Consider the following 19,985-nt stretch of genomic DNA (forward strand, 5'->3'; position numbering starts at 1 on the left):
AATTACCACGTCAAAGACCGCAGGCAGGAGTACGTAACAGTTACGTAGCGGCGATAAGCCGTCACGAAGGCGGCGCACCGCGATGCCTGAGCGGGGCGAGACCGGCTTCAGGCCGAAGCGGCAAGGGCCGGCGCCGCCGGCTGGTCTTTCCGCTCAACCTCTTCGAGCATCCATGCGCAAAAGGAACGAACCCGCGGATCGTCCACAGCGTTTTCCGGGTAGACCAGATGATAGGCATAATCGTCGGCGACGCTGACGCCGAGATCGAACAGCTGTACCAGCCGCCCCTCGGAAAGCTCGTTGCGGATCATCGCGAGGTCCACCAGCCCGACGGCGCCGCCGTCGATCACGGCCTCGACCACATGGCTGGTGTCGGTGAAGGCGACGCAACGGCTGTCGTCGAAACCGTCGATGCCGGCGGCCGCCATCCACATCCGCCAGTTCGGCCACAGCATGCCTTCGGTGGTGCACTCGACGTGACAGAGCGTCTGGCCGAAGAGGACGTGCGGCGTCTTCGGCCGCCCGATCTCAGCCAGCAGTTTCGCGCTGGCGACCGGGGCGATCACCGCCTCGAACAGCCGCTCGCACCGCGTCTGTCGGTATCGGCCCGAGCCGAAACGGATGGCGAGATCGATATCGTCGGCATGGAAGTCCCTGACATCGTCGGTGATGTCGAAGGTGAGCTCGACCGTCGGGTTCGCCTTCCGGAACTGCGATAGGCGCGGCAACAGCCAGTTGGTGGCAAAGCGCGGGCTCAGCGACACGCGCAGCTGCTGGGCGCCGCGCGCCATGCGGCGCGCCCGGCCGACTGCCCGCTCAAGCGTTTCCAGCGCCTGCGCGGCCGCCTCGAACAGGACGGCACCCGATGGCGTCAGCTGGATGCTGCGGCTGGTGCGGTTAAAGAGCGTGAGGCCGAGCTGGTCCTCGATTTCCTTGATCTGGTAGCTGACGGCCGCAGGCGTCAGCCCGATCTCGTCGGCCGCGCGCGTGAAGTTCAGATGGCGACCGGCGGCCTCGAAGGTTCTGAGCGCCCGTGTTCCTGGAAGCATTCGGCTCATGATCGTCAAACCTGGCTTGATGATCCAACGAGAACTACTTGTTTTTCTTGAAGCGAGCAATCGCAGATACTGATGATCAGAAACGGCGGCAACCGCCACCGTCACCAAATGGACCCCTGGAGTGATCTCGATGTCTGCCGGCCCCACCTCTTCGACCGTACAACGCAATGGCCAGGCCGCAACCGCGGCCGAGCTTTCGCCGCTGGCCTTTGCCGGCTACGCGCATTTCACCGCCATGCAGGTGCGTGGCGGCCAGGTGCGCGGCCTCGATCTTCATCTCGCCCGCCTGCGCAACGCCTCGCTTGAAATGTTCGGCAAGGCGCTTCCCGACGATCTCGTGCGCGCCCATCTGCGCGCAGCGCTCGCCGCCGCGCCCGCCGACCGTTCCTTGATGGCGACCGTCTACTCGCCGGCCGGAGAATTCACCGTTGCCGGTCCGGATGTCGGGCTCGACGTGCTCGTCACGACAGGCCCTGCGTCATCAGGTCCGAAGGGACCGCTTTCGCTCCTGACCGTGGAGCATGAGCGCATGCTGCCGCGCATCAAGCATGTCGGGGAGATCGCCAAGACCTACTACCTGCGCCAGGCCGTGGCCGAGGGTTTCGACGATGCCGCCTTCTTAGACCGCAAAGGCCGCCTCAGCGAAGCCTCGATCTGGAACCTCGCCTTCTTCGACGGCGACGCCGTCGTCTGGCCGGAGGCCGAGATGCTGACCGGCACCACCATGGGCATCCTGCAGCGCCAGCTGGCCCGGCTCGGCATCGCCCAGCGCACGCAGGCCGTCACATCAGCCGACCTCGCCGGCCTTGCCGGGGTGGTGATGAATTCCTGGACACCCGGCATTGCCGTCAGCCGCATCGACCAGACACCGCTGCGCGACCCCGCGCCTTTCGTCGCACTGCTCCACCGGGCCTTCGAGGCGGAACCGCTGACCTCGCCGTGACGCTGGAACGGGCCACGGACCGCCGCCGCGCCACGGCGGTGGCTTCGCTCGCGCACGCACCCACGGGTTGCAATCCCTCTCTCCCGGCATTATTTCAGACGCCATGGACCAGCTGATCGAAATCGCCAATACCCGCGTACTCAGATGCGCCGACAAGGGCGCTGCGCTGCGCACGCCGGCAGACGCCAACGATTTTCTCGGCGATGCCTGGGGTCATGAAGCCGACATGCTGGCGATCCCGGTCGCCCGCCTCGGCCCGGATTTCCTGAACCTCAGCACCCGTGTCGCCGGCGAGGTTTTCCAGAAATTCGTCAACTACCGCATGCGATGCGCCATTGTCGGCGATGTCGGCCAGGCGCTTGCCGAAAGCAAGGCGCTGCGCGATTTCGTGCGTGAAACCAACAAGGGCAATGCGCTCTGGTTCGTGGACGATCTCGACGATCTGCGCCGCAGGCTCGAGGCTGCGGCCTGATCGACCGTACCGATGGCCGGGGCGCCCCCGCAAGGGCACGCCGGCGACCATGGTCCGGCGGCGTTACTCGAACTTTTCGGTGCTGTCGGCCTTGCCCTTTACCCAGTAGCCCGATGCCTTGATCCAGCGAAGCGGATAGCCCCGCTCTTCGGTCAGGTGCGCGCGGATCGCCCGCGTCACCGAGGCTTCGGCCGCGACCCAGACAAAGGTGTCGGGTTCGATTTCGACGGTGCGCAGGACGGCGAGAAGCGCCGAGGCGTCAGTCGCCTCGCCGAGGGGACGATAGGCCCAGTGGCATGTGAGCGCGGCCCGCGTCTCGAACGTCTGTTGCTCGCCCGGGTCGGCCACGGCTGCAATGCTGGTGATGCGGGCGGCGGCCCCGGCCTCCTCTATCCGCCGGCCGATCGCCGGCAGCGCCGTCTCGTCGCCGATCAGCAACCAGCGCTCGACATTGGAGATGACGGCCGAACCGCGCGGGCCGCCGATATTGAGGACATCGCCCGGGCGGGCACTCATCGCCCATTGCGTGATCGGCCCGGCCTCGTGCAGGGCGAAATCGATGACCAGCGAGCGTTTTGCGCTGTCGTAGCGGCGCGGCGTATAGTCCCGCCGTTCCTCCGTGCCGTCGGCCGCGGGCACGATGATCTTGACGTGATCGTCGGCGCCCAGGCTGACGAAATCGGCAAGGTCTTCGCCCGAAAGCGTCAGGCGCAGCATGCCGGGGGTGATGCGCTCGGCATCGGTGACCACAAGCGAACGGCGCTTGAGTTCATGACGCACGCGCTCGATCTTCGGGGCCGTTGCATCGTGGGGAGAGGTCTGGGTCGTGTCCATCGGTATCCTTTTGGGGCTCGTTGATCTCGATCCGCAGGACACAGTCGCGCAGATCGAAGCCGCTTGAGCCGTTCGATCATACGCGTTGAGTGACGTTAACGCTTACGTGGCCGGACAGCGCCCGGCCATTTCGGTCGTTGTAGCCGACATGTCGGCTCGGCGCAACGTGCTCGCCCGCCGCCATGATGTGGCAGGAGACCGTAACGGTTACGCAGCCATCTCCGGCCAAAAGAAAAGGCGCGCCCGCATCAGCGGCCGCGCCTCGCAACGAAAAACCGTGTCGTCGGCGATCAGGCGGCGAGCGCTGCCACTTCGCCGCGCACGAGATCGCCGAGGCGGCGGATGCCCTCGTCGATCATCTTGTCGTTGGCGCAGGAGAACGACACGCGCAGCGTGTTTTCGCCGGAACCGTCGGCAAAGAAGGCGCGGCCGGGCACGAAGGCGACCTTGGCCGTCTCCAGCGATTTGGCGAGCAGCGCCGTGCCGTCCATGCCCTTGGGCAGCGTCACCCAGACGAACATGCCGCCTTCCGGCTTGGTCCAGCTCACGCCATCGGGCATGTATTTCTCGAGCGCCGCCAGCATGGCGCTGCGGCGGTGCTTGTAGACCCGGTGGATCTTGGCAACCTGGGCATCGAAGCCGCGCTCGGCCACCGTGCAGATCGCCATCTGGTTGATGGTCGAGGAATGCAGGTCGGCCGCCTGCTTCAGCAGCACGAGCTTCTTGATCACCGTTTCCGAGGCGCAGACCCAGCCGACGCGCAGGCCCGGCGCCAGCGTCTTGGAGAACGAGCCGCAATAGACGGTGCGGGTGTGGTTGATGTCGCCCTTGCGGGCGATCTCGAGCGCCAGGATCGGCGGGATCGCCTCGCCGTCGTAGCGAAGCTGCTGGTAGGCCGCATCCTCGATGACGGCGATGTCGAGCTCTTCGGCGAGATCGAGCACCCGCTCGCGCCCTGCCCGGTCGACGGTCTCGCCCGTCGGGTTGGAGAAGTCGGCCGAGAGATAGGCGAACTTGACGCGGCCGCCGTTAGCCTTCGCGGCTTCGGCATAGGTCGCGGGCGTGCGGTTGCCGCCCGGGTTCAGCTGGTCGTAATGCGGCTCATAGGCGTTGAACGCCTGCAGCGCGCCGAGATAAGTCGGCCAGGTGACGAGCGCCGTGTCGTTGGGCGACAGGAACAGCTTGCCGATGTAGTCGAGACCCTGCTGCGAACCGGAGGTGATGAAGATGTTGTCGACGGTTGCGGGAATGCCGAGCTTTTCCATCTGCTTGGCCAGCCATTCGCGCAGCGGCTTGTAGCCTTCGCTCACGGAGTACTGCAGGGCAGCGCTGACGGCCGGGCCGGAAAAGATCTCGGCATAGGCGTCCTTGAACTCCACATCGGGAAACAGCTCGGGATCGGGAATGCCGCCGGCAAACGAGATGATGTCGGGGCGGTCCAGCAGTTTCAGCAATTCGCGGATTTCCGAGGCGCGCATCCGGCCGGAGCGCGTCGCGAATATATGGTCCCAGTCGAGCATTGGGTGGTTTCCTCAAGGATTTTTGGTGCGGAGGAGCGTCTTCAGGCTCTGTCGCGCATGCATTGTCTTTGTCCTTCGACAGGATCACGGCGGCTAATTTATGTCAATGTTGTTGACCTAAATCGCGCAATTTTCTGCCTGTCTGCCCTTCACTTTGCGACACTTTGCAAACGTTGCGTGATCGATCCTTCCGCCCGCCGCGACGGGCGCCGTAGCCCTGGCGTTACTGTTACATCCTTGTCCGTTACACGCGCCGGGCGCAGACTTCCCCCGTACCTCGACTGCAAAACCGGGCCAAGATTTCGATTTTCAACGACACGGAGAAAGACGCCATGAGCACGCATCCGGAAGATGACGATCAACGCGAGAACGGGCATCCCCTGGCCGTCAGCCGGCGCAATCTCCTGCTTGCCGGAAGCGCCCTTGCGGCAACGGCCCTGACCGCGACAGGCGGCACGAGACCGGCGAGCGCCCAGCAGTCCACATCAGCCGCCGCCGGCGGCGCCAAGCCGAACATCCTCATGATCATGGGCGACGATATCGGCTGGTTCAATCCGAGCATCTACCATCGCGGCATGATGGGCTATCGCACGCCCAATATCGACCGCATCGGCAACGAAGGTGCGATGTTCACCGACTGGTATGGCGAGCAGAGCTGCACGGCCGGTCGCGCCGCCTTCATCACCGGCCAGTCGCCGATCCGCACGGGGCTGACCAAGGTCGGCCTGCCCGGCGCAGATCTCGGCCTGCAGGCCGAGGATCCGTCGGTCGCCGAATTCCTCAAGGCGCAAGGCTATGCCACCGGCCAGTTCGGCAAGAACCATCTGGGCGACAAGGACGAGTTCCTGCCGACCAACCACGGCTTCGACGAGTTCTTCGGCAACCTCTACCACCTCAATGCCGAGGAGGAGCCGGAGAACCCGGACTATCCGAAGAGCCCGGAGTTTCGCAAGCGCTTCGGCCCGCGCGGCGTCATCCACTCCTATGCCGACGGCCGGATCGAGGACACCGGGTCGCTGACGAAGAAGCGCATGGAAACGGTCGACGGCGAGTTCCTGGCCGCCGCACTCGACTTCATCGATCGCCAGCACAATGCCCAGAAGCCCTGGTTCTGCTACTTCAACTCCACCCGCATGCACGTCAACACCCATCTGAAACCGGAATCGGAGGGCAAGACCGGCAAGGGCGTCTATGCCGACGGCATGGTGGAGCATGACGGCATGGTCGGCGAGCTCCTGAAGAAGCTCGACGATCTCGGCCTCGTCGAAAACACCATCGTCGTCTACACCACCGACAATGGCGCCGAGGTGATGACCTGGCCGGATGGCGGCAACACGCCCTTCCGCGGCGAGAAAGCAACCAACTGGGAAGGCGGCTACCGCGTCCCCACCTGCATCCGCTGGCCGGGCGTCATCAAGCCGAACACCGTCTACAACGACATGTTCTCGCACTACGATTTCATCCCGACCTTCTGCGCGGCCGCCGGCGAAACCGACATCGTCGAAAAGTGCAAGACGGGCTACCAGGCCGGCACCAAGAGCTTCAAGGTGCATCTCGATGGCTACAACCTCCTCCCCTATTTCAAGGGCGAGGTGAACGACGCACCACGGCGCGAATTCCTTTATTGGAACGACGATGGCGAACTCGTCGCCGTGCGCTTCCAGGATTGGAAGGTCGTGTTCAAGGCGCAGGAAAGCACGGGTATCGGCGTGTGGCGCGACGCCTTCACCACGCTGCGTGCGCCCAAGCTCTTCAACCTGCGCGCCGACCCGTTCGAGCGCGGCGATGAATCGATCGAATACGAAAAGTGGTTCTTCGACCGCGCCTTCGTCGTCGTGCCGTCGCAGGCGATCGTGGCGAAATGGCTGGAAAGCTTCAAGGACTTCCCGATCCGCCAGAAGCCGGCAAGCTTCAATCTCGACGACGTCATGGACAAGCTGTCCGGTTCCGGCAGCAAGTAACGCTGCCTCGCGCCGTCCCTACCATGCCCGTTGCCGACCTTCGGCAGCGGGCATGGTGCCTCTAAAGCCCCCGAGATCCGTCGCGAGGACAGCGCGCAGCGACGAAGGATCACGACGGAACGGGCACGCCGGGCGCCTGCGGCTCGCCGATCTCGATGGGCGGTTCGCCGATCTCGATCGCATGCCCGTCCGGATCGTAAAAGCGGAACACCCGCTGCCCCCAGGCCTGTCGTTCGACGGGATGGATCAGCTCCACATGCGGCGCGATGGTGGCGAAGGCCAGATCCACATCGTCATCCTCGAAGTAGAGCAGCAGGTTTCGTCGCCCGTAGGGCTCGCTGCCCTCGCACGCCTGCCGCCAGATCGTCTGTTCGAGCGCGCTTGCCTCATGAATGGCAAAGCCGGAGGCAAACAAAACGAAACTGCCGAAATCCTCAAGGATCTCCAGGCCGAGCCGGTCGCGATAGAATTGCTTCGAGCGCTCGATGTCGCGAACGAACGGTATCGGATTGATAAAGCGCATGAACGTCCTCTCGTGACATCGGCTTTCGTGGCTTCGGCATTCGTGGCACGGACTTGCTGGCGCGCGTGGCGGCGCGCCAAAGCCTGCGATCACGGCCGAAGTTGCCACGGCTTCGCGCAATCCTCAAACAGGCGGCCCGACCGCACGACATCATGACGCAGCAGGTGCCCGCACCTGAACGCCGCGGAATTTCGGGGCTACAATTGCGCACATGGCCGATTCGACACGGGCTATATCAGCCATTTTCCCACGCCAGCCGTTTGGCGCAACATTGGCGCAATCAGGCTTTGGCATGGGTGGCGCGCAAATCGCAGGACGCAGCCGCAAGGAAGGAAAAATGCCATGACGACGAGCAGCAACGACACCATGGCCTTTTACCGGGACAACGCCGAAACCTATGCGATGCGAGACCGCAAGCCGCCCGCCGATCGCCTGGCCACGTTCATCGCCCGCCTTTCGCCCGGTGCCGCCGTGCTCGATCTCGGCTGCGGTGGCGGCCATGACAGCCTGCACCTGATCGAGGCCGGGCTCGATGTCACCGCCTGCGACGGATCGGAGCAGATGGCCCGGGCGGCCGAACAGCGAATTGGCCGCAAGGTCGAGGTCGTCACCTTTCAGCACATCGAATGGAGTGAGCGGTTCGACGCCATCTGGGCGGAAGCCTCGCTCTTGCATGTGCCCCGGGCCGAATTGCCGGACGTGCTGGTGCGCCTCCATCGGGCGCTGCGGCCGGGCGGCCTGTTGCAGGCAAGCTTCAAGGCCGGTGAGCGCGAAGGCCACGATCGCTTCGGCCGTTATTTCAACTACCCCTCGCCCGCCTGGCTTCGCACCTGCCTGGAATGGGCGGACTGGTCGGATATCCGCATCGATGAGGCTGACGGCGGCGGCTACGACAACGAACCCACCCGCTGGCTGCATGTCGGCGCGGTCCGCGCCGGCTAGCGCCCCGAACGATAGCGGGAACCTTCAAGGGGCGACGGCCCGGGTGCATGCGCCCGCGCGGTAGCGGCCAACCGCGGATGACAGGTCGCGTTCGCCCGCTCTTCAGGCCGCGGAACACCGGCTAGCGGCAGCGCGCCATTGCAAAGACAGCATCGGCAAACCTGCGCTTGCCGGCCGAAGCTTAGCGTGCCCTATCAGGCCTCGCGGCTAAAATAACTCAGGATCAGAAGCGTGCAGATTGCGGCAACGATCAGCGCGTCGAAAAGTGCGAAGTGCTCAAAGAATGAGAACATGGCATTTCCTCCTCTCAACTAAACCTATGAGAGCACATAATTCTCCATCTTGAAAGATCAATTCGCAGATATACTGAATTCCAAAGAAAACACACCGGAAATAATCTTGCATTGCAACATTATTATTTCTGCGCCGCACAATACGGACGAAGCCTCGCATCCGTTGGCTAACCCCTTGAAACCGCCGCGCGCGCCGGCGCCCGACAGATTGCGGGCAAGTCCGGCGTCCAGTTGCACGCTCATAGGGCCGGTTTTGTCCGCCAATCCGTGCGTTCGGGTGCATCGCCAATGCGGCGTGCGACCTCCCCGGTACACCCCTTGATGGCGATTGACGCCGCTACCGCAAGACGCAGATATTAGCCATATCGAATAGACAATTGCCGGCCAGGCGGGCTCGATTTGCGGGGAGTGAAGGATGGCTGAAATGCAGGAAAAGCACGTGGGCCCGAATGCCTGCGCACGCGAGAGCAGCGGATGCGACCGGAGCGGCCTGACGCGGCGCGAGGCGCTGATGAGCGGAGCAGCCTTCGCGGCTGCCTTGGGCATGCCGACCGCTCTTGCCACACTCTCCGCGGACAGCGCCCTTGCGAGCGGCACGGCACCGCCGAACATCGTCTACATCATCGCCGACGACCTCGGCTGGGCCGACGTCGGCTTTCACGGTTCCGATATCGCGACGCCCAACCTCGACAGGCTCGCCAGCACGGGCGTGACCTTCGAGGAATTCTACACCCAACCCATGTGCACGCCGACGCGCGCCGCGTTTCTGACCGGCCGCTACCCCTTGCGATACGGCCTGCAGACCGGGGTGATACCATCGCCGGGCGCCTACGGGCTGGCGCTCGACGAGGTACTTCTGCCTCAGGTCATGCAGGCTGCCGGCTACAGGACCGCGCTCGTCGGCAAGTGGCACCTCGGCCATGCCAAGGTCGAGTATTGGCCGAAGCAGCGCGGCTTCGACAGCTTTTACGGTGCGCTTGTCGGTGAGATCGACCACTTCAAGCACGCCTCGCACGGTGTGAAGGACTGGTATCGGGACAATGCCCCGCTCGAGGAGACCGGTTTCGACAACAGCCTTTTTGGCGACGAGGCCGTGCGTGTCGTCGAAGGTCACGATCCATCCGCCCCGTTGTTTCTCTACCTCGCCTTCACCGCGCCGCACACACCGTTTCAGGCGCCCGTTGCCTATCTCGAGCGCTATCGGCACATCCCCGACGAAAACCGTCGCGCCTATGCGGCCATGATCGCGGTGCTCGACGATGGCGTCGGCCGGCTGATGGCGGCGCTCGAAAAGCGCGGAATGCGTGACAACACGCTTGTTGTCTTCCACAGCGACAATGGCGGCGTGACCAGTGCTCTCTTTGCCGGCGATAGCAAGGTCGGCGGCGGGTTGCCGGCGGACAACGGCCCCTACCGTGACGGCAAGGGCACGCTCTACGAAGGTGGCACCCGCGTCGCGGCCCTTGCCAATTGGCCGGGCAAGATCAAGCCGGGAAAGGTCGCCGGCATGGTGCATGTCGTCGACATGTTCCCGACGCTCTCAGCCATAGCCGGCGCCGCACCCGACACACAAAAGCCACTCGATGGCATGAACCTGTGGCCGGCGATCAGCCAGGGCCAGCCCTCGCCGCGCACGGAGCTCGCCTACAATGTCGACCCGCTCGGCGGCGCGGTGCGCAGGGACAATTGGAAACTCGTGTGGAAGGCGACATTGCCGCCCAGGCTCGAACTGTTCGACCTTGCAGCCGACCCCTCGGAGACGAAGGATCTCTCGACCGACAATGACGAGCAGGTGCGCGAACTCCAGGACTGGATCACCCAACTTGCCGACGAGATGGTCCCGCCGCTTCTGCTCATGGACGCCGCGCGGCTGACCTTCTATGCGCCGCCGGTCGTCGCCGACCCCGCAACCCTCTTCGGCCTTGGCGACTGACCGGGCCTTTCACCTTGTCGGTGGGTTGGCTCGAAGGACACAGATGCTGGTACGCTCGTCCGTGCGCGCATGCACGTGTCGCTGTCGCCGCCTGATCACGGCCGACGAGTGCACTTTCTCCGGCAGGTTGCCGGACTAGTCGTGCCATCGATCGCTCCGCCTCTGGAATCCTCCCGCGAATGCATAACCGCATCGTATCCGCGCAGTCAGCGTGGATCGGTCGATCCAGGCCTGGATTTCGCTCGTCATGGCGCCGAGGAAGACGATGTCGGTGAGAGAGGCAACACTGTGCAAGCCGGACATTTCGGGCCATCCCATGGCGATGTCGTGATGACCGATCCAGGCAGCGGCATTGACATAGTCGATCACCCCGCGCGCTGTCCCTTCCGAAGCGTGCACGAAAAATCTGTAGGAAAGGACGCCGGGATCGCCTTCGGCTTCGACCCGCCGCGCCAGCACGTCGATCGCACGGGCAAAATGCTCGGGCGGAGCGTTCAACCGATACGAATTCAGGATGGTGAGCCGCTGCTCCATGATGATTGCCTCTCCCTTGAGAGATCAAATGGCCATCATCGCGGGGATGGCATCGACCCCACGGTCATGTCTGCCGTTCGGCGAAACCCGCGGTGGCGATCAAGCCACCGGCTGCACCGATTTCACGCTGCCATTGGTGTCGACGATGCAGTTGAACTTGCGCCCGCCCGCGTCGAGGTCGACGCTGTAGGAGGTCGCATCCAGCTGGCGCGAGCTTGTCGGCAGCACCTTGCTGCTGTCGACCTGGGCGGTGCCCGCAGCCGCGTTGGCGCAGATCAGCTGCAGGTCGGCCGGTGCCGTCTGCAGGCTCGTGCGCGCCATTTCCTCGGGCTTGGGCGGCGCCGACTGGCAGCCGCCGAGAAAAGCAAGGCCGATGCCGGCCGCCAGTACCAAGCGTTTTGAACGCATCATCCCCTCGATCACCAAAAATCTCCCCTTCGGATCCTGTGGTTCACTCCCCTGCCCGTCTTGAGCCCCTGAGGCAGGCATTCGGCATGGCTGTTTCATGCATCTTCCAGGTCCCGCCGACAGCAGCAGCCGTCGCGACAGGCATGCGGCGTGCGGCGTGTCAGCGCCACGCCTGCCCGCCCGGTCGGTCCGTCAAACGCGCCTTCAAACGCCCTTGTAGAGGGCTGCCCCCTGCATCAGCACGATCACCTTGGCGCCGACCTCGATGCGCGAATGCAGGTCGGTGACGTCGTCGTTGTTCATGCGGATACAGCCGGACGACACGTCGAGCCCGATGGTCCAGGGCTCGACCGTCCCGTGGATGCGGTAGATCGTGTCCTGGTCGCCCTCATAGAGGTAGAGCGCGCGGGCGCCGAGCGGGTTGTCCGGCCCGCCGGGCATGCCGGCCGCCCATTTGGCCGCGTTCGGATCGCGCGCAACCATTTCGGGCGGCGGCGTCCAGGTCGGCCACTCGGCCGTGCGCCCGACGCGCACGATGCCGGCCCAGCCGAACCCCTCGCGCCCGACGCCGATGCCGTAGCGGATCGCCTGCCCGCCGGGCTGGACGAGATAGAGAAAATGCTGGTTGCCGTCGATGATGATCGTGCCCGGCTTTTCCGCCGTGCGGAACGGCACCACCTGCCGGCGAAACGCCTCCGGCAACTGGTTGTTGCGGGCATAATATTGCCGCGCTTTCTTCTTGTCGTAGTTCACCCATTTCTTGGTGCGGGCGTCGTAGATCTGGGTCTGCGCCAGCGCTGCCGGCGGCCCGAAACACACGGCCGCGGCCAGCACCACCAGCCCGAGCTTTCGCGTGCGCGTCATGAAGCTGGTGGCTTTTCGATCCGGTGTCGTCTTCATGGCTTCGCCCACCCGTCGATACGTGCCGCGTTGTCATCAACCCATTTCTTCGCGTAGTCGGCCGGCGCCTGGCGCTCGACCTCCAGCGCATAGCTCATTTTCGTCACTTCCTCCGGCGAGAAATCGACCTGATCGAGGAACTTGGCGATGTCGGGATGCTTCTTGCCGAAGACGGTCGCGTAGGCGATCTGGAAATGGGCCGCGTCCCAGGAGGTCGCAGCCGTGGATTTGCTGATCCACAGGGGATCGTTGGCGCCGACGATTTTCCACTTGGCCGGATCGTGCGGCGGCTCGGCGATACGGGCGATCTTGTGCAGCTCGAACACGTGGTGCGGCGCGTAGCAGTAAAACACCATCGGCCGTGCGGTTGCGATCGCCGCATCGACGCCGGCCATCGCCACCTCCTCCTCCGCCTCGTAGAGCGTCAGGTTGGCGCTGTAGCCATAGCTGTTGGCCCGGGTGCGCTCGATGCCGGTGGAAAGCCAGGTCGGCGCGCCGATCCACAGTTCGCCCTTGCCGTCGCCGTCCGTGTCGAGGATCCTGGTCTTTTCGGGATCGCTGAGATCGGCGATCGTCTTGATCGTCGCTGCCGCCTCCGGCGTGGCGCAAAGGCCCTGCCAGGCCGGCACCGCATGGGCGCCGAGCGTCGCCACTTTCTTGTCGGTCACGTATTTCTTGACGATGTCGCCGAAATTCGGCTGCCAGACCTCAGGCTGGATATCCACCTCGCCGGTCTCGAAGCCGACGAAGGCGTTGAGCGTGCCGAGCTCCTTGACCTCGGCGTCGAGGCCGAATTTCTTGGCGATGCTGACCTTGAGAATGTTTGCCGTCGCCTGGCCGGACGGCCAGTTGGGCATGGCGATGACGAGATCGGCCGCCAGCATCGGGCCGGCGGCACCAAGCCCGAGCACCAGACTGACAGACATGCAGAACTTCGAACGTCTCTTCACAGTCCCCTCCGAGCAGTTTCGACCGATCGACCTGAATGACTTGCGAATGCGTATGACTGGCGAATGCGTATGAATGGCAGTGCGGAACGCGGATGTCGCCTGCTGCCCGTCGAATGCAACTGTCCCCGTGGCGGGCCGCTTGACGGCCCCGGCAGCGCTTTCGCCGCCCTGTCTTCTTTGGCCGGCAGGATGCCTACAGGATCGACATCCGTCAACGCCCGGCTGTAACGGACGTTGAAAGGACTGTGAATTTCCCGGTGACCACTGATTGTCGCCGGAAACGACAGACTATTTCATCGCGGGTACCGTCTCCCATGCATGACGCGACAAGCTGTGAGAACGCAACGCGTTTGCCGAAATTCGTGATTACCTTGCGTTCGGCGCAATTAAGGCCCACAGTGGCTCATCGACATTGGCCAGCTTGGCTTTTCGCGGCGTCAGAGGCTTTCGACCCGCCATCTCTTCCCATTTTCGAGCGCTGAAGTGCGCGCGCCGCTCGCGTTTGCTCCCACGCCCTGTTCTGACATGATCGCGGTTGCGATCATGCGTTTTGACGGCAATGCCGCCTTCGTTGTCTTGCCAATGGCCGCCGCACGATAAGGGTCGATGTGCGGGCGCACGGGCAGGTCGGACATCATATCGATCTTTCCCGGACAGGCGGTTCGGTTCGCGATCTGGAAAACACGAAAAGGGCGCAGCGCCGCCCACAACCTGCGGCTCCGACGCGGCCGTTCGCCAAACCAGTCGTCATGTCCACAATGCCGGATACATCCCGGCGTTAGAAGGAGACGTCATGTTCAACCGCACCAAGCACCGCACCGTCCACTTCAGCGAGCCCTTCCGATTGCCTGAGGTGGAAGGAATGCTGGCTGCGGGTGACTACGAGGTGGATGACGACGAGGAATTGATCGAAGGCATTTCATGGCTCGCCTATCATCGCGTCGCCACCTTCATCAAGTTGCCGCCCACCGCCGACAATGACCATCGCATGCGCATGGTCGCCATTGCGCCGGATGAACTCGATCGCATTCTCGCGATCGACCGCGCAAAACACGATTTCGCCCCGTCGACGCAAGCCTGAACCCAAGCCCTGGAGGTCAAGAGCCATGTCTGCACACCGTTTCGAGGTCGGATTGTCGGTCCGCCTCAGGGACCGCACGCACATCTCGCCGAATGCGGCGGAAACCTATCGCATCACAGCCATCATGCCCCCGCGCGACAGCCAGCCCCAGTACCGGATCCGCAACGACGAACTCGGACAGGATCGCGTCAGCAAAGAGGAAAACCTCGAGCCGATCGAATGGGGCATGCCGCGCCACTGACACAAGGAAACACCATGACCTACTACGGAAAACTGAGACAATTGCTCCAGTGGAAGGGCGCGCCCGCCATGGCGCCCATCGCCAGGCCGCCCGTTGCCAAGCCGCCCCGCCGCCATCCATCTGTCAAAACGCTGCACCACCTTTCTCATGACGAGCAAAAAGGCGTGAACGAGAGCCTGGTGAAATTGCGGCGCGGTCGCGAGACATTGGAGCGAAATCGCCTCTTGTAGGCTAAAACCGGCAGGACGCGGACCGGGGACCTGCGATCCCGAACGCGTTTTGCGCGGCAACGGCCACATGTGCGAGGAACGAGGAACGAAGGAAGGTAGACATGCCCTGGCCTCTCGCAGAAACGACTGACACCCTGAGCGACGCGCAGGCCGACATGTTGCGTCGCGTCTTCGAGGCCGTTTGCGTCGAACACCAGATCCCGCGGGAGGACGTGCGGGCCGAGCACCTCGCCCGATTTCTGATGGCCGCGTTCAGCGGGCCGCTTTCGACGGAGAAATCCCTGCTGGCCGCGACCCGTTCGTTTTATCTTCGCCACATTGCCGAGCCGTGAGCATCCGTCGCGCCCAAGCAAATGACGATCGCGCTGCCCGGCAGCCGGAGAGAAATGTCATGCGTCGCATCCTTCTGGGGCTTGCTCTTGCGCTGATCTGCGCATCCCCCGCCCTGTCGGCCTGTAACGACGACCTGCTGACAATCTCGAACTGGTCGATAAAGCCGATCGACAGCCACATGAACGAGCTTTCATTCACGCTGCGCTCCAGTGCTGAAAAAGGCATCAGGATGCTCGATGCGCAAGTGCGCTTCACCGACCGACTGGGCGCCACGATCGGTCCGCTGACCATCCAACGGGATGTCGCCATTCCTGCCAGCGGCAGCTTCACGGGCACGCGCGTCTGGGGACCCTTCACCATCGAGCGGCTCTTGGACGTCAATGCGGAAGACATCACTGCCCACACATGCGTGCATGCCGTGGTTTACGATGACGGTTCGACGGAAGTATTCGAGTGATCATGCAAGTCGGTACAGCCTGCACCGTCAGCGCGTTGAACAGCGCGCATAGAAAAAGGCCGGGAAATCCCGACCTTCTCGATATCGCCTCAATGGCCAATGCCAGTACATCCGTGGTCAAGGACCAGAGACGAAATTGGGGTGCTTACGCAGCAGACAGGTTGTCGGCGGCGTTCTTGCCCGAACGTGCATCGCGAACGATGTCGAAACGGATCTTCTGGCCTTCGACGAGCGAGCTCATGCCGGCGCGTTCAACAGCAGAAGCGTGAACGAAAACGTCGGTCGCGCCGTCGTCCGGAGCGATGAAGCCAAAACCCTTGGTGGTGTTGAAGAACTTTACGGTTCCAGTGATCATAGGAATTCCTTTCAATCAAAAAATTCGCCGCCCGGATGCTTCCCGGGTGAGGCAGTCAAATCGATTTTGATAGGAAAGGTCAGCTTGAACGCCGGTAGGCGAGAAAACAAAGCTCAGCAAGCAAGATCGATGACGGCTCCTTTACAGGCACATTGTGTTCTTAGCAAGGAGCTGCACGGACTGTGGAAACACGGGTGGATGACCGCGACAGGCCAATCAATGGCCGGCATGCCCCGGAAGACGGCGGATATGGCCGGTTCACCGGATGCGGCTCAAGCCGATGGCGCACCGGTCCGCGATACCGCCTCGGCCGTTTGCCTGACGGAGCGGGCCTTGCCTGAGCGGCCCACCCGCCGCAGCGACGTGCCCCCAACGCTATTTGATGGTGCAGACACCGTTGGCGCCGCCCTTGCCCGTATAGGAGACGGAGGGCGTGCCGTCGGGGTTGATGCTGAGCGAGATCGTCACCCCGGCGCCCTTGGCCTCGAAGTAGTTGTCGTTGAACTTCTTCAGCTTGCCTTCCTTGCCGTTGATATAGATCGGCCCGCCCTGGTCGGCGTGAACCTCGATCTTGCCCGGGCATGTGGCGTTGACCAGCGGAATGCCGGCGACCGCTTCGCCGGCCACGGCAAATGCGATGATTGCGGCAGCGGCGGGCAGATACATCTTCATGACACTCTCCATGGGGACCGTGGTCGGCTGAGCCGGGCGCAAACCCGACGCCCCGGATCGTGACACGATGGAGATGGGTGTCAAGCGCCGGATGGTCGCCACAGGGTTGCGCTGAAAGCATGGGGGGCTTCGATGCACGTGGCCGTGGCCAGACGAGAAAAGACCCGCCGCGGTCAGCACGCGACGGGTCTTTGGCAGATGCGGATCACCGACGTGGGAGGCTCGCCGGGATCACGTGAACCACTCGACTGGGAGGCGATCGGGTGGTTCGCATTGCTCTTGGCAAAGGTCATTGCCTTGCATGACCTGGATACTAGCCGAGCCTTCGCGCTCAAGGTGTTCCCAGGGTAACACCCGCAACGAATTCATCACGCGAGGTGAGCCCCGCCATCGCCTCGACACCGGCCGGCGAAGGCTTCGCGCCTTGCCCGGCCGCCTCCCCCCAGCGACACAGGGCAGCCGCCGCCACGTTCAGCGCCGCGCCGCGGTCGGTCAGCGAATAGACGACCTTCGCGGGCGTTTCCGGATAGACCGTCCGCTCGACCAGGCCATCCGCCTCCAGCTCGCGCAGCTGCTGCGCCAGCATCTTCTCGCTGATCGCGGGTATGGAATGGCGCAGCCGGCCGAACCGGCGTGCGGCCTTGCCGAGTTCGCACAGGATATCGGGCTTCCACTTGCCTTCGATGGCCTTGAGCGCGGCAACAAGGCCGCAATTGTCCGTGGTCAGCTGCACGTGCATCTCCTTACCTCAGGGTAACCACTTACCGGCGCGTTCGTATTGTGCGCACCGGGCGCCACCATACCTCTGGCCAGCGACGGCAAAACGAACGTCGCGGCAATGGATGGATATGGAGATTGGCAATGAAGCCTTCAATCAGTGTTTTGGGAATGGGACGCATGGGGTCGGCGCTGGCGCGCGCCCTGCTTGAGGCAGGCTATCGCACCACGGTCTGGAACAGGACGGCGCAGAAGACGGCCCCCCTCGCGGCGCTCGGCGCCAGCGTCGCGCCGTCGGTGCGCGAGGCGATCGACGCGGCCGAGATCATCGTCGTCAATGTCAGCGACTATGGCGCCACATCCGCGCTTCTGCGCGGCAGCGACGTCGCCCCGGGGCTTGCTGGAAAGGTGATCGTCGAGCTGACATCCGGCACGCCGGATGGCGCGCGAGAAACCAGCCGATGGGCGAAGGCGCAAGGGGCCGGCTATATCGACGGCGCCATCCTGGCAACGCCGGACTTCATCGGCACCGAGGCGGGCACGATCCTGCTTTCCGGCGCGCCCGAACTCTACACCGGGAATGCCGAGGTTTTTCGCGCGCTCGGCGGCAACGTCCAGCACCTTGGCGCCGAACCGGGGCTTGCCAACGCGCTCGACAGCGCCGTGCTCGCGCTGATGTGGGGCGCGCTCTTCGGCGGGCTGCACGCGATCGCCGTGGCTGAAGCCGAAAAGATCGACCTTGGCGAACTCGGCCGCCAATGGACGGCAACGGCCCCGGTAATCGAGGGCCTGGTCGGGGACCTGATCCGGCGGTCGAATGCCGGACGGTTTGCAAGCGACGCGGAAACGCTGTCTTCGGTCTCGCCGCATTACGGCGCCTTCCAGCATCTGAAAGCCCTGATGCAAGCGCGCAGCATCGATCGCACCGTCATCGACGGCTACGACGTCATCTTCCGCCGGGCGATCGCCGCGGGCCACCTGCACGATGACTTTGCCGCCCTCTCTCAGTTCATGAGAGCGGCGTAGGGACCGGTTCGACGGAGCCTCGCGCCTCTTGCAGGCGGCGGTGGCTCCGTCAGTCCGCAACCGGGCTTCCCTAGCCGGCGGTCGCGGCCGCTTCCGAGACGATGCCCTTCGATACCACGCAGCGCCAGGGCACATTCTTCGGGCCGACGCCGATCATCACGACGGTGCTTGCACCCGATGGCTGCGCACTCAACACCGTGACCGTGCTCTTTGCCTGGCGGCCGACCATGGCAAGGCAAGCCATTTCGTCGGTCTTGTCGCCGGTGCCGGCCGCATCGGTGCTGGTGTTGGCCGTTGCCGGCACCGGTGCCGGCTGCTCGAGCGGCTCGGTCTTGGAGCAGGCGCCGAGCACCGGCGCCAGGAACGCGATGGAAATGATCGTCAAAAGTTTCTGCATCGGGCCATTATCCTCCTCATGGGCTCGAAACGGGAACGGCGACAGGCAGCCGCAGTTCCGGCAATCGGGGATGGCACGCGAAAAACAAAAACTGGCGGCCGCATCGCCCCTCCGGTCGATGCGCCCGTCTCGCCACTCAAATCGTCACTTGCCCCACCCCTCCGGCGACCGAACGCAAAGCCCCGACGCCCGAACCGGGCATGAGGCCGACCTCGATATCGCTGGCACTGGTCGATCCGGCGGCCTCGCCGCCTCGACCGCCATCACCATGCGCTCGCCGAAGGCGCCATATAAAGACGATGACATCGCCGGTCGCAAGCGCCAGTTCGCGCAAAGTGCCGCCGGCGGCCGAGTTTTCCCGGCAGCGAGCCGCCCCTGGCATCCCGCGGTCGGCCCGCAGGATGCAAGTCGGGCAGTGATTCGCGATTACTTCGGCTGCGGCACGATGCGGATATAGGGTTTTGGCGCGCGCCAGCCTTCCGGATACTTCTGCTTGGCTTCATCGTCGCTGACAGAGCCGGCGATGATGACGTCCTCGCCGTTCTTCCAGTTCACCGGCGTCGCCACCTTGTGCTTGGCCGTCAGCTGCAGCGAATCGATCACCCGCAGCACCTCGTCGAAGTTGCGGCCCGTGGTCATGGGATAGATCAGGATCAGCTTGATCTTCTTGTCCGGCCCGACCACGAAGACGTTGCGAACGGTCTGGTTGTCGGCGGCGGTGCGCTGCGTCGGATCGCCCGAAACCGGCGCCGGCAGCATGCCGTAGAGCTTCGAGACGTTGTAGTCGACGTCGGCGATCATCGGGAAGTTCGGCTCTGCCCCTTGCGTTTCGGCGATGTCGGCCACCCAGCCGGCGTGGCGGTCGAGCGGATCGACGGATAGGCCGATGATCTTCACCCCGCGACGGTCGAATTCCGGCTTGATCTTGGCCATGTAGCCGAGCTCGGTGGTGCAAACCGGCGTGAAATCCTTCGGATGCGAGAACAGGACGGCCCAGGAATCGCCGATCCAGTCATGAAACTGGATCTTGCCTTCCGTGGTTTCCGCCTGGAAATCCGGTGCGATGTCGTTGATTGCAAGTGTCACGATAGACCCCATCATTTGAATTGTCTGGCCTTGGCCATACACGGCGGCGAGTGTGCCATTTTTGGTGCGATAGGCAACTTCTAAAGAAGAGGTAGGCAGACGGCACGCGGTGGCCACGC

At 63.8% G+C, this 19,985-nt stretch carries 26 protein-coding genes; 12 read left to right on the forward strand and 14 right to left on the reverse strand.

The window, feature by feature from the left end; all coding sequences use genetic code 11:
• Positions 1-107: 107 nt before the first annotated feature.
• Positions 108-1,058, reverse strand: a complete 951-nt coding sequence (locus RTP54_RS11310; RefSeq protein WP_312362659.1) for a LysR substrate-binding domain-containing protein — start codon at positions 1,056-1,058, stop codon at positions 108-110.
• Positions 1,059-1,188: 130 nt separating this feature from the next.
• Here RTP54_RS11310 and RTP54_RS11315 point away from each other — a divergent pair, with 130 nt between their 5' ends.
• Entirely contained in the window at positions 1,189-2,001 is an 813-nt protein-coding gene (locus RTP54_RS11315; RefSeq protein WP_312362660.1) for an aminotransferase class IV family protein, read from the forward strand.
• Between the two features lie 103 nt (positions 2,002-2,104).
• On the forward strand, positions 2,105-2,473 hold the full coding sequence (locus RTP54_RS11320) for a DUF4180 domain-containing protein (RefSeq protein ID WP_112810879.1): 369 nt from the start codon (positions 2,105-2,107) through the stop codon (positions 2,471-2,473).
• 63 nt (positions 2,474-2,536) lie between these two features.
• Here RTP54_RS11320 and RTP54_RS11325 read toward each other — a convergent pair whose 3' ends face one another.
• The gene (locus RTP54_RS11325; RefSeq protein ID WP_312362665.1) at positions 2,537-3,307 is read right to left on the reverse strand and encodes a siderophore-interacting protein; all 771 of its coding nucleotides are present in this window, start codon (positions 3,305-3,307) and stop codon (positions 2,537-2,539) included.
• A 290-nt stretch (positions 3,308-3,597) separates the two neighbouring features.
• A complete protein-coding gene (locus tag RTP54_RS11330) occupies positions 3,598-4,827 on the reverse strand; it encodes a PLP-dependent aminotransferase family protein (RefSeq protein WP_112810877.1) in 1,230 nt (409 codons plus the stop codon).
• A gap of 332 nt (positions 4,828-5,159) precedes the next feature.
• On the opposite strand from RTP54_RS11330, the gene RTP54_RS11335 reads away from it, so the two are divergent.
• The gene (locus tag RTP54_RS11335; protein WP_112810876.1) at positions 5,160-6,788 is read left to right on the forward strand and encodes an arylsulfatase; all 1,629 of its coding nucleotides are present in this window, start codon (positions 5,160-5,162) and stop codon (positions 6,786-6,788) included.
• Positions 6,789-6,897: 109 nt separating this feature from the next.
• On the opposite strand, the gene RTP54_RS11340 is transcribed toward RTP54_RS11335, so the two are convergent.
• The gene (locus RTP54_RS11340; protein ID WP_112810875.1) at positions 6,898-7,311 is read right to left on the reverse strand and encodes a VOC family protein; all 414 of its coding nucleotides are present in this window, start codon (positions 7,309-7,311) and stop codon (positions 6,898-6,900) included.
• A gap of 342 nt (positions 7,312-7,653) precedes the next feature.
• Here RTP54_RS11340 and RTP54_RS11345 point away from each other — a divergent pair, with 342 nt between their 5' ends.
• The gene (locus RTP54_RS11345) at positions 7,654-8,253 is read left to right on the forward strand and encodes a class I SAM-dependent DNA methyltransferase (RefSeq protein ID WP_112816228.1); all 600 of its coding nucleotides are present in this window, start codon (positions 7,654-7,656) and stop codon (positions 8,251-8,253) included.
• 708 nt (positions 8,254-8,961) lie between these two features.
• Positions 8,962-10,479 carry an arylsulfatase gene (locus tag RTP54_RS11350; protein WP_312362670.1) on the forward strand — a complete coding sequence of 506 codons (1,518 nt, stop codon included), beginning with the start codon at positions 8,962-8,964 and terminating at the stop codon, positions 10,477-10,479.
• Between the two features lie 135 nt (positions 10,480-10,614).
• On the opposite strand, the gene RTP54_RS11355 is transcribed toward RTP54_RS11350, so the two are convergent.
• From RTP54_RS11355 to RTP54_RS11375, 5 genes are all read right to left on the reverse strand, one after another.
• Complete coding sequence (locus tag RTP54_RS11355; RefSeq protein WP_312362672.1) at positions 10,615-11,013, reverse strand: hypothetical protein; 399 nt, start codon at positions 11,011-11,013, stop codon at positions 10,615-10,617.
• A gap of 99 nt (positions 11,014-11,112) precedes the next feature.
• The gene (locus RTP54_RS11360; RefSeq protein WP_312363241.1) at positions 11,113-11,424 is read right to left on the reverse strand and encodes a hypothetical protein; all 312 of its coding nucleotides are present in this window, start codon (positions 11,422-11,424) and stop codon (positions 11,113-11,115) included.
• 201 nt (positions 11,425-11,625) lie between these two features.
• Positions 11,626-12,285 carry a L,D-transpeptidase gene (locus tag RTP54_RS11365; protein WP_162703626.1) on the reverse strand — a complete coding sequence of 220 codons (660 nt, stop codon included), beginning with the start codon at positions 12,283-12,285 and terminating at the stop codon, positions 11,626-11,628.
• A gap of 32 nt (positions 12,286-12,317) precedes the next feature.
• Positions 12,318-13,247 carry a glycine betaine ABC transporter substrate-binding protein gene (locus RTP54_RS11370; protein WP_112833118.1) on the reverse strand — a complete coding sequence of 310 codons (930 nt, stop codon included), beginning with the start codon at positions 13,245-13,247 and terminating at the stop codon, positions 12,318-12,320.
• Between the two features lie 461 nt (positions 13,248-13,708).
• Positions 13,709-13,909 carry a hypothetical protein gene (locus RTP54_RS11375; RefSeq protein WP_312362674.1) on the reverse strand — a complete coding sequence of 67 codons (201 nt, stop codon included), beginning with the start codon at positions 13,907-13,909 and terminating at the stop codon, positions 13,709-13,711.
• Positions 13,910-14,064: 155 nt separating this feature from the next.
• Here RTP54_RS11375 and RTP54_RS11380 point away from each other — a divergent pair, with 155 nt between their 5' ends.
• The 5 genes from RTP54_RS11380 to RTP54_RS11400 all read left to right on the forward strand — a co-directional run bounded on the left by RTP54_RS11380 (position 14,065) and on the right by RTP54_RS11400 (position 15,613).
• Positions 14,065-14,352 carry a hypothetical protein gene (locus RTP54_RS11380; RefSeq protein ID WP_112810870.1) on the forward strand — a complete coding sequence of 96 codons (288 nt, stop codon included), beginning with the start codon at positions 14,065-14,067 and terminating at the stop codon, positions 14,350-14,352.
• A gap of 25 nt (positions 14,353-14,377) precedes the next feature.
• On the forward strand, positions 14,378-14,593 hold the full coding sequence (locus RTP54_RS11385) for a hypothetical protein (RefSeq protein ID WP_112810869.1): 216 nt from the start codon (positions 14,378-14,380) through the stop codon (positions 14,591-14,593).
• A gap of 14 nt (positions 14,594-14,607) precedes the next feature.
• A complete protein-coding gene (locus RTP54_RS11390; RefSeq protein ID WP_312362675.1) occupies positions 14,608-14,823 on the forward strand; it encodes a hypothetical protein in 216 nt (71 codons plus the stop codon).
• A gap of 101 nt (positions 14,824-14,924) precedes the next feature.
• Positions 14,925-15,155: a hypothetical protein gene (locus tag RTP54_RS11395; RefSeq protein ID WP_112810867.1), complete on the forward strand. Its 231-nt coding sequence runs from the start codon at positions 14,925-14,927 to the stop codon at positions 15,153-15,155.
• A gap of 59 nt (positions 15,156-15,214) precedes the next feature.
• Complete coding sequence (locus tag RTP54_RS11400) at positions 15,215-15,613, forward strand: hypothetical protein (protein WP_312362676.1); 399 nt, start codon at positions 15,215-15,217, stop codon at positions 15,611-15,613.
• 145 nt (positions 15,614-15,758) lie between these two features.
• Here the strand turns inward: RTP54_RS11400 and RTP54_RS11405 are convergent, their stop codons facing one another.
• The 3 genes from RTP54_RS11405 to RTP54_RS11415 all read right to left on the reverse strand — a co-directional run bounded on the left by RTP54_RS11405 (position 15,759) and on the right by RTP54_RS11415 (position 17,373).
• Positions 15,759-15,968 carry a cold-shock protein gene (locus RTP54_RS11405; protein ID WP_112810865.1) on the reverse strand — a complete coding sequence of 70 codons (210 nt, stop codon included), beginning with the start codon at positions 15,966-15,968 and terminating at the stop codon, positions 15,759-15,761.
• 375 nt (positions 15,969-16,343) lie between these two features.
• Positions 16,344-16,640 (reverse strand): hypothetical protein, encoded by a 297-nt coding sequence (locus RTP54_RS11410; protein ID WP_312362678.1) that lies wholly within the window; start codon positions 16,638-16,640, stop codon positions 16,344-16,346.
• Between the two features lie 331 nt (positions 16,641-16,971).
• On the reverse strand, positions 16,972-17,373 hold the full coding sequence (locus RTP54_RS11415; RefSeq protein ID WP_312362679.1) for a helix-turn-helix domain-containing protein: 402 nt from the start codon (positions 17,371-17,373) through the stop codon (positions 16,972-16,974).
• Positions 17,374-17,420: 47 nt separating this feature from the next.
• On the opposite strand from RTP54_RS11415, the gene RTP54_RS11420 reads away from it, so the two are divergent.
• On the forward strand, positions 17,421-18,383 hold the full coding sequence (locus tag RTP54_RS11420; protein ID WP_312362681.1) for an NAD(P)-binding domain-containing protein: 963 nt from the start codon (positions 17,421-17,423) through the stop codon (positions 18,381-18,383).
• A gap of 70 nt (positions 18,384-18,453) precedes the next feature.
• Here RTP54_RS11420 and RTP54_RS11425 read toward each other — a convergent pair whose 3' ends face one another.
• Positions 18,454-18,780: a hypothetical protein gene (locus RTP54_RS11425; protein WP_112833120.1), complete on the reverse strand. Its 327-nt coding sequence runs from the start codon at positions 18,778-18,780 to the stop codon at positions 18,454-18,456.
• On the opposite strand from RTP54_RS11425, the gene RTP54_RS11430 reads away from it, so the two are divergent.
• Complete coding sequence (locus tag RTP54_RS11430; RefSeq protein ID WP_312362684.1) at positions 18,752-19,237, forward strand: hypothetical protein; 486 nt, start codon at positions 18,752-18,754, stop codon at positions 19,235-19,237. The two genes, RTP54_RS11425 and RTP54_RS11430, sit on opposite strands and share 29 nt — an antisense overlap.
• Here the strand turns inward: RTP54_RS11430 and RTP54_RS11435 are convergent.
• Complete coding sequence (locus RTP54_RS11435; protein ID WP_112810950.1) at positions 19,207-19,866, reverse strand: peroxiredoxin; 660 nt, start codon at positions 19,864-19,866, stop codon at positions 19,207-19,209. The genes RTP54_RS11430 and RTP54_RS11435 overlap by 31 nt on opposite strands.
• Positions 19,867-19,985 lie beyond the last annotated feature (119 nt).

This window comes from Ensifer sp. (genome assembly GCF_031989085.1).
Lineage (GTDB): Bacteria > Pseudomonadota > Alphaproteobacteria > Rhizobiales > Rhizobiaceae > Ensifer.